The organism is Streptomyces yatensis (genome assembly GCF_018069625.1).
In the GTDB taxonomy this organism is placed as follows: domain Bacteria; phylum Actinomycetota; class Actinomycetes; order Streptomycetales; family Streptomycetaceae; genus Streptomyces; species Streptomyces yatensis.
On record NZ_CP072941.1, the window covers coordinates 3,181,883 to 3,196,548 of the forward strand.

Sequence of the window (14,666 nt, forward strand, 5' to 3'; positions counted from 1 at the left end):
CGAAGCGCCCCGGTGTCCTCGTGACGCCGGGGCGTTTCCGTGTGCGGGCGGGGGTGCGGACCGGGGGCGCGTGGCCGCGGGGGGCGGGATCAGTCGTGCCAGGCGCCCAGGTCGTCCAGAAGCCCCCTCAGCGGCTCGAAAAGGCCGGGGGCGGCGGCGATGGTCAGCTCCGTGGAGGCAGGGACGCCGGGCCGCCCTCCGGTGAGCGCGCCCGCCTCGCGCGCTATGAGCGCACCGGCCGCGAAGTCCCAGGGGTTGAGCCCGCGCTCGTAGTAGCCGTTGAGCCGGCCGCAGGCCACATCGGACAGGTCGATGGCGGCCGATCCGCCGCGCCGGATGTCCCGCACCCGCGGCAACAGATCGTTGAGCACCCTGGCCTGCCCGATGCGGCGCTCGCGCACGTACCCGAAGCCCGTGCCGATCAGCGATTCCTCCAGCGGGGCCGCGGGGCGGCAGTGCACCGGCTCCCCGTTCAGCCGGGCGCCCCGGCCCAGGACCGCCTGGAAGGTCTCGCCGCGCATCGGGGCGGTCACCACCCCGACGACCGTCTCGCCGTCCTTCTCGGCGGCGATGCTGACCGCCCACGACGGCAGCCCGTAGAGGTAGTTCACCGTGCCGTCGAGCGGGTCGATCACCCAGCGCACCCCGCTGCTGCCCTCGGTGTCGGCGCCCTCCTCCCCGAGCACCCCGTCCTGCGGGCGGCGGCGCGCGAGGAGGTCGGTGATCAGCTTCTCGGCGGCGATGTCCATCTCGGTGACGACGTCGATCGGGCTGGTCTTGGTGGCCGCCACCCCGAGGTCGGCCGGGCGGCCGTCGCGCAGCAGGTCCCCCGCGCCACGGGCGGCCTCCAGCGCCGTCTCGAGGAGTTCGGTCATGAGCGGGTCGGTCATCGTGCTCCTTAGCGGATGGCCCGGACGGGCAGCGGCGGTGGCGGGGCGGGGACGCTCAGTCCGAGCCCGCGGCGGCGGGGCGGGGCGCGCGGGCCGGACAGCAGCCCACCGGGCACACGTCATGGCTCGGGCCGAGGGCGCCCAGGGCGCAGCGCTCCGGGGCGGCCGCGACCCGGTCCTCGGCGAAGCGCTCGGTGGCCGCGCGCTCCAGCACCAGATCGCGCACGCCCGCGGCGAACCGCGGATCGGCGCCGACGGTCGAGGCGCGGGAGACCGGCAGACCGAGCTCGGCGGCCTTGGCCGTGGCCTCGGTGTCGAGGTCGTACTTGACCTCCATATGGTCCGAGACGAAGCCGATCGGGACCATGACGACGGCGGGCACGCCCTCGCCGTGCAGCTCCTCGAGGTGATCGCAGATGTCCGGCTCCAGCCAGGGGATGTGCGGCGCGCCGCTGCGCGACTGGTAGACCAGCCGCCAGGGGTGCGGGGCGCCGGTCTCCTCGCGCACCGCGTCGGCGATCAGCCGGGCCACATCGAGGTGCTCGGCGACATACGCGCCCCCCTCCCCGTCCTCCGTGTGGGCCTCCACCGGGCCCGAGGTGTCGGCGGCGGCGGTCGGGATGGAGTGCGTGGTGAAGGCGAGGTGGGCCCCGGCGCGGCGCTCCTCGGGCAGCTCGGCGAGGGCGGCCAGCGTGGCGTCCACCATGGGCCGCACGAAGCCGGGGTGGTTGAAGTAGTGCCGCAGCTTGTCGACGCGCGGCAGCGGCAGCCCCTCGCCCTCCAGGGCGGCCAGGGCGTCCGCGAGGTTCTCGCGGTACTGGCGGCAGCCGGAGTACGAGGCGTAGGCGCTGGTGGCCAGCACCAGGATGCGGCGGTGGCCGTCGGCGGTCATCTCGCGCAGGGTGTCGGTCAGATACGGCGCCCAGTTGCGATTGCCCCAGTAGACCGGCAGGTCCAGGCCGTGCTCGGCGAAGTCCTTGCGCAGCGCGTGCAGCAGCTCGCGGTTCTGCGCGTTGATCGGGCTGACCCCGCCGAAGAGGAAGTAATGCCGGCCGACCTCCTTCAGCCGCTCTCGGGGGATGCCCCGCCCGCGCGTGACGTTCTCCAGGAACGGCACGACGTCCTCGGGGCCCTCCGGCCCGCCGAAGGAGAGCAACAGCAGTGCGTCATAGGGGTCGGGAGAAGGCTGTACTGACTGATCCGGCATGCTTCCGATCCTGCCACCAGCCGCTGACAGGCGGGAAACGGCCCTGCGCGAACCAGGGACCTGCCCGTAATCTGTATCAGCTCGTACGATCCTTACCCTGCTCACGGCGGAGCCTGCCTTGCCCAGTACCAGCCCCTATCGTGCGATCTTCGCCGCCCCCGGCGCCAAGGAGTTCTCCGCGGCCGGCTTCCTCGGGCGGATGACGCTGTCCATGGCGGGCATCAGCGTGGTCACCATGGTGTCCGAACTCACCGGCCGGTACGGGCTCGCGGGCGCCCTGTCGGCCACGCTGGCGCTCTCCGCCGCCTCCATCGGCCCGCAGATCTCCCGGCTGGTCGACCGGCACGGCCAGCGCCGGGTACTGCGCCCGGCGACCCTCGTGGCACTCACCGCCGTCTGCGGGCTGCTGCTGAGCGCGCACCGGGGCTGGCCGGACTGGACGCTGTTCGTCTTCGCCGCCGGGGCCGGCTGTGTGCCCAGCGTGGGCTCCATGGTGCGGGCCCGCTGGGCGGCGATCTACGGGGACTCCCCGCGCGAGCTGCACGCCGCGTACGCCTGGGAGTCCATCGTCGACGAGGTCTGCTTCATCCTCGGGCCCGTCATCTCGATCGGGCTGTCCACCACCTGGTTCCCGGAGGCGGGCCCGCTGCTGGCCGCCTGCTTCCTGGCGGCCGGGGTCTTCTCGCTGACCGCGCAGCGGGCCACCGAGCCCGTACCGCATCCGCGCGGGCAGCACACCGGCCGTTCGGCGCTGCGCTCGCGCGGGCTCCAGGTGCTGGTGGTCACCTTCGTGGCGACCGGCGCGATCTTCGGGGCGATCGACGTGGTGACGGTGGCCTTCGCCGAGGACGAGGGCCACAAGGGCGCGGCGAGCCTGGTACTGGCGGTGTACGCGCTGGGCTCCTGTCTCGCGGGCGCGGTCTTCGGGCTGCTGCGGCTGAGCGGATCGGTGTCCCGTCGTTGGTTGTGGGGTATTTGTGCGATCGCCGTGAGTATGATCCCGCTCCAACTGGTCGGGAACCTGCCGTTCCTGGCCGTGGCGCTCTTCGTCGCGGGCCTGGCCATCGCACCCACGATGGTCACCACCATGGCCCTCGTCGAACGCCACGTACCACGCGCGCATCTGACCGAGGGGATGACCTGGGTGAGCACCGGGCTCGCGGTCGGGGTGGCGCTCGGCTCGTCGGCCGCCGGATGGGTGGTGGACGCGGCCGGCGCCCGGGCGGGGTACGCGGTGCCGGCCGTGGCCGGGGCGTTCGCGGCGGCGGTGGCGTTCCTCGGGTACCGCCGGCTCCGGCCGGCGCCACAGCGGGAGGGGTCGGGTACGGATGGCCGTCAAGACCATGAAGACCGTACGGAGCAGCGTGTGGCGTAACTGGGCGGGGAATGTGACGGCCCGCCCGGTGCGGAGCGTCGCGCCGTCGTCCACTCAGGAGCTGGCCGAGGTGGTCCGCCGGGCCGCGGCGGAGGGGCTGAAGGTGAAGGCGGTGGGCTCCGGGCACTCCTTCACCACCGCGGCCGCCACCGACGGGCTCCTCATACGCCCCGACCGCATGGCGGGCGTGCGCGGGCTGGACCGCGAGGCGGGGACCGTGACCGTCGCGGCCGGCACCCCGCTCCGGCAGCTCAACGAGACGCTGACGGCCCATGGGCTGTCGCTCGCCAATATGGGCGACATCATGGAGCAGACCGTGGCCGGGGCGACCGCCACCGGCACCCATGGCACCGGCCGGGACAGCGCCTCGATCGCCGCCCAGATCAAGGGCCTGGAGCTGGTGACGGCGGACGGTTCGGTGCTGCGCTGCTCGGCGACGGAGCACCCGGAGATCTTCGCGGCCGCCCGGATCGGGCTCGGCTCGCTCGGCGTGGTCAGCGCGATCACCTTCGCCGTGGAACCGGAGTTCCTGCTCACCGCACGCGAGGAGCCGATGCCCTTCGACCGTGTGATGGCCGATTTCGACAGGCTCGTGGCCGAGAACGAGCACTTCGAGTTCTACTGGTTCCCGCACACCGGCAACTGCAACACCAAGCGCAACAACCGCAGCACCGGCCCCGCCGCCCCGGTGGGCCGGGTCAGCGGCTGGGTGGACGACGAGCTGCTGTCCAACGGCATCTTCCAGGTGGCCTGTTCGGTGGGCCGGGCGGTCCCCGCCACCATCCCCGGAATCGCCAAGATCTCCAGCCGCGCCCTGTCCGCCCGGACCTACACGGACATCCCTTACAAAGTCTTCACCTCTCCGCGCCGCGTGCGCTTCCTGGAGATGGAGTACGCCGTGCCGCGCGAGGCCGCGGTCACCGTGCTGCGCGAGCTCAAGGCGACCGTCGAGCGGTCCGGACTGCGGGTCAGCTTCCCGGTGGAGGTGCGCACCGCGCCCGCCGACGACATCCCGCTGTCCACCGCCTCCGGGCGCGAGACCGCGTACATCGCCGTCCATCTGTACCGGGGCACCCCGCACCGGGCGTACTTCACGGCGGCCGAGCAGATCATGATCGCCCACGGTGGCCGCCCGCACTGGGGCAAGCTGCACAGCCGCGACGCCGGCTACCTGTCCGGGGTCTATCCGCGGTTCGGGGAGTTCACGGCGGTACGCGACCGGCTGGACCCGGACCGGCTGTTCACCAACGACTATCTGCGGCGGGTGCTGGGCGACTGACGCGTCACGGCCCGCCGGTGGCGCCGGGCGGGGGCGTGGCGTCCCCGGAACCATCCGTTCCGTCCTCCGTGGCACCGCCGGACGGGGTCCGGGACGCGCCGGGGGTGGCGGGCGCGGAGGTGCCGGGGGCCGTTGTGCCCCCGGTGCCGGAGCCCTTGCCGGACTCGGATGATCCGGACGAACCGGGCGTCGGTACGGTCGACACGTCGGCCGTGCCGCCCTCGCGGGAGGTGCGCGGGGACGGTGCCGGATCGCCACCGCCCCGGGAGGTGCCGGGGCTCCGGGACGGCGCGGCCGGGCCGCGGCGCCCGGGGCCGGGGGTGGAACGCGACCCGGAGGAGCCGTCGACGCTGTCGCTGACGGTGGTTCCGCTCCGGCTCTCCCCCCAGACGTTGGACACCGGGCCTCCGGAGAACATCTCGATCCCCGTGATGACGCTCATGGCGAGCACGAAGACCGCCAGCGCCCCGAGGACGTGGCGCCGCCGGCCGCGCAGCCGGGTGCCGTGGGTGGTCGGCTCGCCGTACTCGCCGTCCGCGCCCTTCCGCCGGAGCGTGACGGGCCCGGCGGGCCGCCGGGGCACCGACTGGACCCGCACCTCCTTGATCTGCTCACCGGTGCGGTGGAACAGATGCTGGAAGACCGTGCCGCCCGCGGTCGCCACCACGCTCATCACACCGGCACCCAGGATCGTCCCGTAGACGCCGAGTTTGGAGGCGAGGACCGCGGCGGCGATGGCCGCCAGCGCGCTGCCGGCCACATGGGCCACGCTCAGCTCGATCCGTCCGCTCTTGAGTTGTCCGTCGCCGTCGGCCTTGCCGTGCATCTACCGCCTCGCTTGGACATTCGTTCCAGCCTGCAGGGAGAAGTGACCGATAAACGAAGCAGATCGTTCCGATTCTGTCGATTCTGTGAAACTTGCCACCCAAATTGGGCCTCACTTCGAAGGATTCAGGCTCCGATCCCCCTTCCCGCCATGAACTCGGCTGGCGTGCCGCTCCACCCGAGCGGCCCGAATGGAGTACTGTGGCGAGCCCTGGCCCCGCTTTCCCGTCCGGCCGCCCGGACCCAACGGGAGGGGTCAGAGGGCGGCAACCAACCGGCCCGGGCAACTCGGCAAAGTTGTGGCAGGCTGCACCCGGGCAGGCCACACTCGTCTAGCGGGAGAGCAGCGACGCAACCGTGACGTCGGCAGGCACCACCCGGGAGGTCCCCATGCCCGAACTGCGTGTCGTGGCCGTCAGCAACGACGGCACACGGCTGGTGCTCAAGGCTGCGGACAGCACGGAGTACACGCTTCCCATCGACGAGCGACTGCGCGCCGCGGTGCGCAATGACCGCGCTCGGCTCGGCCAGATCGAGATCGAGGTCGAGAGCCATCTGCGGCCCCGTGACATCCAGGCCCGTATACGTGCCGGCGCCACCGCCGAAGAGGTCGCGCAGATGGCGGGCATCCCCGTCGACCGCGTGCGGCGCTTCGAGGGCCCGGTGCTGGCGGAGCGCGCCTTCATGGCCGAGCGCGCCCGTAAGACTCCCGTGCGCCGCCCCGGCGAGAACACCGGACCGCAGCTCGGCGAGGCCGTAGCGGAGCGGCTGCTGCTGCGCGGCGCCGAGAAGGACACCACGCAGTGGGACTCCTGGCGGCGCGACGACGGCACCTGGGAGGTGCTGCTGGTCTACCGGGTCGCCGGTGAGCCGCACTCGGCGAGCTGGACCTACGACCCGCCCCGGCGGCTGGTCCAGGCGGTGGACGACGAGGCGCGGGCGCTGATCGGCGAGGCCGACGACACGCCCGAGCCCAGCTTCCCGTTCGTGCCGCGGATCGCCCGGCTGCCGCGCGACCGGGATCGGGACCGCGACCGGCCGTCGTCCGAGCGCATCGACGACGACTCCCCGGCGGCCACGCCCGCGTCCGCCTCGCTGGACGACGGTCTCGGTGAGCGGGACTCGCTCACCAGCCTGCTGGAGGCCGTGCCCAACTTCCGGGGCGACATGGTCGTGCCGGAGGCGCCCGTCGCCTCGGCCGCCCCGCCGGAGGAGCCCGACGAGGAGCCGGAGGCCGTCGAGCCGCCCGCCTCCGCGGCGAGCGCGGGTTCGGCGTACGCGGATGTGCTGATGCCGCGTTCGGTGGCGGGCCACCGCGACCGGCTGACCGGTACGACGGACCGGCAGGCGGAGGCGGACGGCGTCCGCCCGGGCCGCCGGGCCGCGGTGCCGAGCTGGGACGAGATCGTCTTCGGCACCCGCCGCAAGAAGCAGGAGTAGCGGCGAAGGAAGCCGCCGGCCGCACCACGGCCGGCGGCGGCCGATCCGGGCCCCGCCACCGTATGCCGGTGGCGGGGCCCGTCGGCGTGTTCAGCCCCGCTCGGGGCCCGTGGCCACCGGACGGCCGCCGTCCGAGGACCATTCGCTCCAGGAGCCGACGTACAGCGCCGCCGGTACGCCCGCGACGGCCAGCGCCAGGACCTGGTGCGCGGCCGAGACCCCGGAGCCGCAGTACACCCCGACCTCGGCGTCCTCGGTGGCACCCAGGGCCGCGAACCGCTCGGCCAGCCGGTCGGCGGGCAGGAAGTGACCGTCGGCGGTGACGTTCTCCACCGTGGGAGCGGAGACCGCGCCGGGGATGTGGCCGCCGACCGGGTCGATGGGCTCGACCTCGCCCCGGTAGCGCTCGGCCGCACGCGCGTCCAGCAGCACCCCGCGCCGCGCGAGCGCCGCCGCGTCGTCGGCCTCCAGCAGCGGCAGGGCCCCGGGCCGCGGGACGAAGTCGCCCTCGGGCCCGGCCGGTTCATCGGTGGACAGGGCGCCGCCGACCGCCGTCCAGGCGGGCAGACCTCCGTCGAGCACCCTGACGGACGGATGTCCCGCCCAGCGCAGCAGCCACCACGCGCGCGCCGCCGCCCACCCCTGTCCGCCGTCGTACGCCACTACGCGCCGGTCCTGACTTACCCCGGCCCGGCGCATCGCGGCCGCGAACGCGGAAAGATCGGGCAAGGGGTGGCGGCCGGTCTTTCCGGGCGGGGCCGCGAGCTCGGTGTCGAGATCGACGTAGACGGCACCCGGCAGATGCCCCGCCTCGTATGCGGGGCGGCCGGGCGGCCCACCGAGCTGCCAGCGCACATCGAGCAGGAGCGGAGGCTGCTCCTCCGCCAGCTCACTCATGAGATCGGATGCGGTGATGATGGCATGCATAGGAACCATCCTTGCGTAGATATCTCTGCGTCGATTGGACCACCCGGTCACCCGGTGTACGGCTGGGTGACACCAGAGCGCAATGAAGCCGAAACGGACGTGCGGTAGCAATTCAGACATTCTGCTGCGGGGCACGACGAATTGCGGTTCCGCCAGGGCGCCATGTGCGACAGGTGGTGAAAACATCGGTCGGGCCCCCCGCATCAGCACCTCCGCACGACCGCCCCGCGCCGCCGACCGGCCCGGGGCCGCATGTCCACCACGATGGTCCGAGGAGAGAATGACGTATGACCGAGGCAGCGACTCGGCGCACACCGGGCACGCCCTGCTGGACGAGTCTGATGGTGCACAGCCTTGCCGCGACACAGGACTTCTACCACTCCCTGTTCGGCTGGGAGTTCACACCGGGCCCACAGCAGCTCGGCGCGTATGTCCGCGCGGTCCAGGCCGGCCGGCCCGTCGCCGGGTTGAGCGAGCTGCCTCCCGAACGCCATTTGCCCGTGGCCTGGACGACCTATCTGGCGTCCGACGACGCCGATGAGACCGCCGAGATGATCCGCGCCTGCGGCGGCACCGTGGCGGTGGGCCCGCTGGACGCCGACGAGGCCGGCCGGATGCTGATCGCCGCCGACCCCGAGGGCGCGGTGTTCGGGGTGTGGCAGGAGTCCACGTACGCGGCGGAGGAGACCGGGGCGCCGGGCACCCCGGTCTGGCACGAGTTGCTGACCCGTGAGGGCACCGGGGTCCACAAGTTCTACCGGATGGTCTTCGGCTACCAGGCGGAGACGGCGGCCGGGGAGGAGCCGGGCTGCCGCACCCTGCACCTGGACGGCCGGCCGGTCTGCGCGATCCAGAGCGTGGGCGATGCCCTGCCCCGCGACCGGGGCCCGTACTGGATGACGCACTTCGCGGTGGAGGACGTGGACGACACGGTGCGCCGGGTGACCGAGCTGGGCGGCCAGGTGGTGCGGCCGCCGTCGCGAGGAGCCACCGGCCACCGGGCCACGGTGCGGGACCCGGAAGGGGCCGCCTTCACCGTCGTACGGCGCGCCGAGGGATAGGCGGGAGCGCCGGCCGGAGGGCCGGGGGCCGAGGGGCCAATCCACGGGACGCCCCTCAGTCGACGGGCAGCACATCCGGCGACAGGGCGGCGACGCGCGCTCCGGCGGCCGTCATCCGGCGCCGGTGGTGGCGTCGGCACAGCACCTCGTAACCGACCTCGCTCTCCGGCCGGTTGACGTCGCCCACGACGACCTGGGCGCCCTCGACGACCATCTCGCCGCCGACGGTACGGGCGTTGTGCGTCGCCCGGGCGCCGCACCAGCACAGCGCCTCCACCTGCAGCACCTCCACCCGGTCGGCGAGCTCCACCAGGCGCTGGGAGCCGGGGAAGAGCTTGCTGCGGAAGTCGGTGGTGATGCCGAAGGCGAAGACGTCCAGCTCCAGATCGTCGACCACCCGCGCGAGTTGGTCGATCTGGGGCGGGGTCAGGAACTGCGCCTCGTCCACGATGACGTAGTCGACCCGGCCCCCGGCGGTCAGCGCCTGGACCACATGGTCGTAGAAGTCCAGGTCGTCGGCGACCTCGACCGCCTCGGTGGCCAGCCCCAGCCGTGAGGAGAGCTTGCCCTCGCCCGCCCGGTCGTCCCGGGTGTAGATCATCCCCTGGAGCCCTCGCGCCGAGCGGTTGTGCTGGATCTGCAGAGCGAGGGTGCTCTTTCCGCAGTCCATCGTTCCGGAAAAGAACACCAGCTCGGGCATGGGGAGGCGGAGCCTTTCGTAGGGCGGGGGTGAACGGGGTTGCTCAGGAGCGTACTTCGAGGAGCGGCACCAGCTGCTCCACGGGGGTCATCGAACCGTGCAGCCCGACCATGGCGGACTCCTTCGGCTCGGTGTGCGAGGCGACGATCGCGACGTCGTCGCGGGCGGCGGCCACGATGTCGCCGATCCGCGGGTAGACCCGGTCGTCGACGCCCTTGTCGCCGCCGTCGGCACCGCCGGGCCCGCCGAACCAGCCCGCCTCGATGGCCTCGTCACGACCGGCCACCCACATCCGCTCCCCCAGCACCTCGCGCCAGACGGCCAGCACATCGCCCGCGGCGCCGGGCACGGCGTACACATGGCGGGCGCGGCCCTCGCCGCCCAGCAGCGAGACGCCCGCGCGCAGCTCCCAGTCCTCGTCGAAGTCGATGCGCGACTCCGGGTCGAAGGGGATGTCGATCATGCCGTGGTCGGCGGTGACATAGAGCGCCGAGCGGGGCGGGAGCTGTTCGGCGAGGCGCTGGGCGAGCCCGTCGACATAGCGGAGCTGATCACGCCACTCGGGCGAGTCCACACCGAAGCGGTGCCCCTTGCCGTCCACCTCGCTGTAGTACGTGTAGACGAGCGAGCGGCCCGCGGCGCCGAGTTGCTCGGCCGCGAGGTCCATCCGGTCCTCACCGGTGAGCCGCCCGTGGAAGGTGCCGCCGCTCAGCGCGATCTTGGTGAGCGGGGTCTCGGCGAAGGTCGGCGCGGAGACCTGGCAGGTGTGCACCCCCGCGGCGTCGGCGAGCTGGAAGACGGTCGGATACGGCTGCCAGGCGTGCGGATCGGTCCAGGGCTGCCAGCGCAGCTGGTTCATCAGCTGGCCGGTGGCGGGGTCCCGCACCGTATAGCCGGGCAGGCCGTGGGCTCCGGGCGGCAGTCCGGTGCCCACCGAGGCGAGCGAGGTCGCGGTGGTGGACGGGAAGCCCGCGGTGAGCGGCTGCCCTGAGCCGCCCAGCGAACTGGGCAGCAGCGAGGTCAGGAAGGGCGCCTCGCCGGGGTGGGCGCGCAGCAGCTCCCAGCCGAGGCCGTCGACAAGGAAGACGCAGACGCGGTCGGCGGGCGCGAGTGCCAGGCCGGAGGAGAGCCCGGGGACCTCCTGGCCCGCGGCGACGGCGGGCAGCAGATCGGCGAGCGAGCCGGTGCCGTACTTCGGCAGCGGGGCGGAGCGCGGGTCGAGCGGGGTGGGCTCGGGCCAGAGGGAGGCGGCGGAGGGCGGCGGGCCGGTGGTGGAGCCGGACATCAGCGGCCGGCGTCCGGCGTGGCCGCGGTGGCCTCGGAGAGCGCCTGGGCGAAGGCGAGCGTCTGGCGGACGGTGTCGGGGCCGTCCCCCGCCTCGCTGACGCGCAGGCTGAGGTCGTCGGCGGTGGAGGAGCCGGTGTAGCCGTGGTCGGCCTCGCAGTTGGGGTCGCCGCAGGCGGCGGGCTCCAGGTCGAGGCGGCTGACGGCCCCCCAGCCGATGGTCAGCACGACCTCGCGGGGCAGTGTGCCCGGTGTGTACGACTCGGGGTTGGCGACGACCCGGCTGAGCACGACCGAGGAGATCCGCTGGAGCTTCACCGACTCGGTGGAGGTGGTGGCGTACGGCGACGGGGAGGTGCCGTCCGCGGCCTGCTCGTCGGTGTGGCTGACGATGAAGCGGTTGCCGGTGAGGACCAGCACCGTGACATGGCGGCGGACCTCGTTGGCGTCGAAGGTGGTCTCCTGGTGGACCAGGTACGACACGATGGGCTCACCGCCCACGGCGGCCTCCACCGCTTCGGCCACGAGTGCCGGGTAATAGCCGCTGCGCTCGATCGCCGCGCGCAGCCCCTGGGTCGTCGTACCGGTCTTCGCCATGTGCACCATCCTACGGGGCCGCGCCGACACCGGCGCCGGTGCCCGCCAAGGCGCCGGGGGGCTCAGTAGGCGGGCATATGGCGGGGACCCAGGTCGGTGCGCGGGGGCGGCGGGGCGAGTCGCGCCGAGGCGCCGAGCACGGAGAGGCCCTGCTGGGCGACGACGACGGGTTCGAGATCGACGGCGACCATCTCGGGATGGTCGTCCACCAGGCGGGACACCCGCAGCACCAGCTCCTCCAGGGCCGCGGTGTCCACCGGCTTGGAGCCGCGCCAGCCGAACAGCAGGGGCGCGGTCCGGATGGACCGGATCAGCTCCGCGGCGTCCCGGCCGGTGACCGGGACGAGGCCGTGGGCGGTGTCGCCGAGCAGTTCGGAGGGGGCCCCGGCGAGCCCGAAGGAGAGCACGGCCCCGGCGGCGGGGTCGATGGCGGCCCGTACGACGGTGTCCACGCCGCGGGGCGCCATCCGCTGCACGACCAGCCCCAGTTCCTCGGGCCGGCCCAGGTAGTCGGTCAACTCGGCGTAGGCCCGGCGCAGTTCCGTCTCGCTGCCCAGCTCAAGACGTACCCCGCCCAGGTCGGCGCGGTGGCGCAGATGGGCGGCGGTGGGCTTGAGCGCGACCGGGAAGCCGAGCCGCTCGGCGGCCCGCACGGCGGCGTCGGGGTCGGGCGCGGGGAGGGCGGGCAGCACGCTGACGCCGTAGCGGGCCAGGAGGCGCTGGGTGTCGGCGGCGGACAGCTCGACGCCGAGGCCCGCGTCGTCGGCGGGCCCGAGGCCCGCGCCGTCGGCCTTACCGTCGCCGGGCCCGCCTCTTGTGGCTTCGCGCTTGCCGTCGCCGGTCCCGCCGCCCGTGCCGTCGGCCGGAGTGCCGTCGGCCGGAGTGCCGTCGCCCGGGGTGCCGTCGGCCGGGGCGAGCAGCACCTGGATGTCGGCGGCCGCACCCGCCTCGTCGATGTCGTCGTACTCGGGGACCCGCCCGGGCTCGGCGGCCTCCTGCCGCCAGCGCGCGTACCGCACGGCCTCGGCGAGCGCGCGCACGGCCCGCTCGGCGGCGGGATAGGCGGGGATCCGGCGGGTGCCCGGGGCGGGCTCACCGCCGGTGCCGGCCAGGGCCTCCGCGAGCTCCTGGATCTCCAGGTGGACCACGGCCACCGGCTTGGCCGGACCGGGCCCGGAAGCGTGGGCCGCCTCCCTCACGGCCGTCGCGAGGGCCTCCGCGCTGCCCTCGCCGTCCCCGGTGCCCGCGTTTCCGTCGCCGACCGAGGGGATGGCGGTGACGACGACGGCGTCGCAGGCGTCGTCGGTAAGGGCCTCGGCCAGGGCGCGCCGGAAGTCGTCCGGGGCGGCGGCCGTGGTCAGGTCGCGGGGCGGCAGCGGGCGGAGCCCCTCGGTCAGGCAGGCGTCGTAGGTGATCAGGCCGAGCGACTCGGAGTTGCCGAGGATGGCGACGCGCGGACCGGCGGGCAGCGGCTGGGAGGCGAGCAGCACCCCGGTGTCGGCGAGTTCGGTGACGGTGTCGACCCGGATGACGCCCGCCTGCCGCAGCAGATCGGAGACGGTGGCGTCCGGGATCTGGGTGGTGGGCACGGCATGGCCGGTGGGGGCGCTGCCGGTGTGGCGGGCGCCCTTGACGACGACCACCGGCTTGACGGCGGCGGTGCGCCGGGCGAGCCGGGTGAACTTGCGGGGGTTGCCGATCGACTCCAGGTACATGAGGACGACGTCGGTGCGCGGATCGTCGTACCAGTACTGGAGGAGGTCGTTGCCCGAGACGTCGGCGCGGTTCCCGGCGGATACGAAGGTCGATATCCCCGCGATCCCGGCGAGGCTCGCCAGCCCGGCGCCGCGCCGGTGCAGCCCGGACAGCAGCGCGATGCCGATCGCCCCGGACTGGGTGAACAGGCCCAGCCGGCCGGGGTTGGGCAGCTGCGGGGACAGCGAGGCGTTCAGCCGGACGCCCTCGGCGGTGTTGCTGATGCCGAAGGCGTTGGGGCCGATGACGCGCATGCCGTAGGACCGGGCCTGGCGGACGAGGTCGCGCTGCCGGTCGCGGCCCTCGCTCCCGCTCTCGGCGTATCCGGCGGAGAGCACGACGAGGCCCTGGACGCCGTGTTCGCCGCATTCGGCCACGACGGCGGGCACCCGCTCGGCGGGGACGGCGACGACGGCCAGGTCCACGGGCTCCTCTATGGCGCGCAGCGAGCGGTGGGCCGGGACGCCCTCGGGCGCGAGATGCGCCATGTCGTCGGGGAAGGCGTGGTTGACGGCGTGGACGCGCCCCGTGAAGCCGCCGTCCAGGAGGTTGCGCAGCACGGTGCGGCCGACGCCGCCGGGCGTGCGGCTGGTGCCGATGACGGCGACGGAGCCGGGCGCGAGCAGCCGCTGGACGGAGCGGGCCTCGGCCCGCTGCTCGCGGGCGCGCATGACGGCCAGGGAGCGGTCGGTGGGTTCGAGGTCGAATTCGAGGCGGACGACGCCGTCCTCGAAGCTGCGCTTCTGGGTGTAGCCCGCGTCCGTGAACACCTTGATCATCTTGGTGTTGGCGGGCAGCACCTCGGCGGCGAACCGGCGGATGTCCCGCTCGCGCGCGACCGCGGCGATGTGTTCGAGGAGCGCGGAGGCCACTCCGCGGCCCTGGTGGGCGTCCTGGACGAGGAAGGCGACCTCGGCCTCGTCGGCGGGGGCCGCGGCCGGCATCCCCCGTCCGTCGATGCGGTCGTAGCGCACGGTGGCGATGAACTCATCCCCCACGATGGCCGCCAGGCCCACCCGGTCGACGTAGTCGTGGTGGGTGAAGCGGTGGACGTCGCGGTCGGACAGGCGGGGGTAGGGCGCGAAGAAGCGGTAGTACTTCGACTCGTCCGACACCCGTTCGTAGAAGCTGACCAGCCGCTGGGCGTCATCAGGGGTGATGGGACGGATCTGGGCCGTGCCGCCGTCCCGGAGCACCACATCGGCTTCCCAGTGGGTCGGGTAGGCGTGATGGTCCGACGGGCTCCGCATGGGGCCCAGGGTACGGGCCCACCCGGTCCGGATGGTGGACACCCTTGCGTCGGGGCCGAGTGTCGGGGGAAGGTCC

Annotated in this window: 12 protein-coding genes; 4 read left to right on the forward strand and 8 right to left on the reverse strand. The window is 73.7% G+C overall.

The features are described from left to right. Window positions 1-89 precede the first annotated feature (89 nt). Together J8403_RS12795 and J8403_RS12800 are read right to left on the reverse strand one after the other, a co-directional pair. Window positions 90-890, reverse strand: a complete 801-nt coding sequence (locus J8403_RS12795) for an inositol monophosphatase family protein (protein ID WP_211123308.1) — start codon at window positions 888-890, stop codon at window positions 90-92. Window positions 891-945: 55 nt separating this feature from the next. Then, window positions 946-2,097 (reverse strand): ferrochelatase, encoded by a 1,152-nt coding sequence (locus J8403_RS12800; RefSeq protein WP_211123309.1) that lies wholly within the window; start codon window positions 2,095-2,097, stop codon window positions 946-948. Window positions 2,098-2,215: 118 nt separating this feature from the next. Between J8403_RS12800 and J8403_RS12805 the strand changes: the two genes are divergently transcribed. After that, entirely contained in the window at window positions 2,216-3,472 is a 1,257-nt protein-coding gene (locus J8403_RS12805) for an MFS transporter (RefSeq protein WP_211123310.1), read from the forward strand. Beyond that, entirely contained in the window at window positions 3,426-4,751 is a 1,326-nt protein-coding gene (locus J8403_RS12810) for a D-arabinono-1,4-lactone oxidase (RefSeq protein WP_211123311.1), read from the forward strand. The genes J8403_RS12805 and J8403_RS12810 overlap by 47 nt, the downstream gene beginning before the upstream one ends. Window positions 4,752-4,755: 4 nt before the next feature. Here the strand turns inward: J8403_RS12810 and J8403_RS12815 are convergent, their stop codons facing one another. Further along, window positions 4,756-5,577, reverse strand: coding sequence for a hypothetical protein (locus J8403_RS12815; RefSeq protein WP_211123312.1), 822 nt, complete (start codon window positions 5,575-5,577; stop codon window positions 4,756-4,758). A 356-nt stretch (window positions 5,578-5,933) separates the two neighbouring features. On the opposite strand from J8403_RS12815, the gene sepH reads away from it, so the two are divergent. Beyond that, window positions 5,934-7,016 carry a septation protein SepH gene (gene sepH, locus J8403_RS12820; RefSeq protein ID WP_211123313.1) on the forward strand — a complete coding sequence of 361 codons (1,083 nt, stop codon included), beginning with the start codon at window positions 5,934-5,936 and terminating at the stop codon, window positions 7,014-7,016. Between the two features lie 90 nt (window positions 7,017-7,106). On the opposite strand, the gene J8403_RS12825 is transcribed toward sepH, so the two are convergent. Then, window positions 7,107-7,943, reverse strand: a complete 837-nt coding sequence (locus J8403_RS12825; RefSeq protein WP_211123314.1) for a sulfurtransferase — start codon at window positions 7,941-7,943, stop codon at window positions 7,107-7,109. 287 nt (window positions 7,944-8,230) lie between these two features. Here J8403_RS12825 and J8403_RS12830 point away from each other — a divergent pair, with 287 nt between their 5' ends. Then, window positions 8,231-9,004 carry a VOC family protein gene (locus J8403_RS12830; RefSeq protein ID WP_211123315.1) on the forward strand — a complete coding sequence of 258 codons (774 nt, stop codon included), beginning with the start codon at window positions 8,231-8,233 and terminating at the stop codon, window positions 9,002-9,004. A 55-nt stretch (window positions 9,005-9,059) separates the two neighbouring features. On the opposite strand, the gene J8403_RS12835 is transcribed toward J8403_RS12830, so the two are convergent. From J8403_RS12835 to J8403_RS12850, 4 genes are all read right to left on the reverse strand, one after another. Further along, a complete protein-coding gene (locus J8403_RS12835; RefSeq protein ID WP_211123316.1) occupies window positions 9,060-9,704 on the reverse strand; it encodes a thymidine kinase in 645 nt (214 codons plus the stop codon). Between the two features lie 43 nt (window positions 9,705-9,747). Then, the gene (locus J8403_RS12840; protein ID WP_211123317.1) at window positions 9,748-10,989 is read right to left on the reverse strand and encodes an alkaline phosphatase family protein; all 1,242 of its coding nucleotides are present in this window, start codon (window positions 10,987-10,989) and stop codon (window positions 9,748-9,750) included. Beyond that, the gene (locus J8403_RS12845; RefSeq protein ID WP_211123318.1) at window positions 10,989-11,585 is read right to left on the reverse strand and encodes a DUF5998 family protein; all 597 of its coding nucleotides are present in this window, start codon (window positions 11,583-11,585) and stop codon (window positions 10,989-10,991) included. The genes J8403_RS12840 and J8403_RS12845 overlap by 1 nt, the downstream gene beginning before the upstream one ends. A gap of 62 nt (window positions 11,586-11,647) precedes the next feature. Further along, a complete protein-coding gene (locus J8403_RS12850; RefSeq protein WP_211123319.1) occupies window positions 11,648-14,590 on the reverse strand; it encodes a bifunctional acetate--CoA ligase family protein/GNAT family N-acetyltransferase in 2,943 nt (980 codons plus the stop codon). Between the last annotated feature and the right edge of the window lie 76 nt (window positions 14,591-14,666).

Bases quoted from the DNA above. Each gene is read 5' to 3' on its own strand.
- J8403_RS12850 (WP_211123319.1), bottom strand. From the start codon at position 14,590: ATGCGGAGCCCGTCGGACCATCACGCCTACCCGACCCACTGGGAAGCC.
- J8403_RS12815 (WP_211123312.1), bottom strand. From the start codon at position 5,577: ATGCACGGCAAGGCCGACGGCGACGGACAACTCAAGAGCGGACGGATC.
- J8403_RS12795 (WP_211123308.1), bottom strand. From the start codon at position 890: ATGACCGACCCGCTCATGACCGAACTCCTCGAGACGGCGCTGGAGGCC.
- J8403_RS12810 (WP_211123311.1), top strand. From the start codon at position 3,426: ATGGCCGTCAAGACCATGAAGACCGTACGGAGCAGCGTGTGGCGTAAC.
- J8403_RS12845 (WP_211123318.1), bottom strand. From the start codon at position 11,585: ATGGCGAAGACCGGTACGACGACCCAGGGGCTGCGCGCGGCGATCGAG.
- J8403_RS12800 (WP_211123309.1), bottom strand. From the start codon at position 2,097: ATGCCGGATCAGTCAGTACAGCCTTCTCCCGACCCCTATGACGCACTG.
- J8403_RS12840 (WP_211123317.1), bottom strand. From the start codon at position 10,989: ATGTCCGGCTCCACCACCGGCCCGCCGCCCTCCGCCGCCTCCCTCTGG.
- J8403_RS12825 (WP_211123314.1), bottom strand. From the start codon at position 7,943: ATGCATGCCATCATCACCGCATCCGATCTCATGAGTGAGCTGGCGGAG.
- J8403_RS12835 (WP_211123316.1), bottom strand. From the start codon at position 9,704: ATGCCCGAGCTGGTGTTCTTTTCCGGAACGATGGACTGCGGAAAGAGC.
- J8403_RS12830 (WP_211123315.1), top strand. From the start codon at position 8,231: ATGACCGAGGCAGCGACTCGGCGCACACCGGGCACGCCCTGCTGGACG.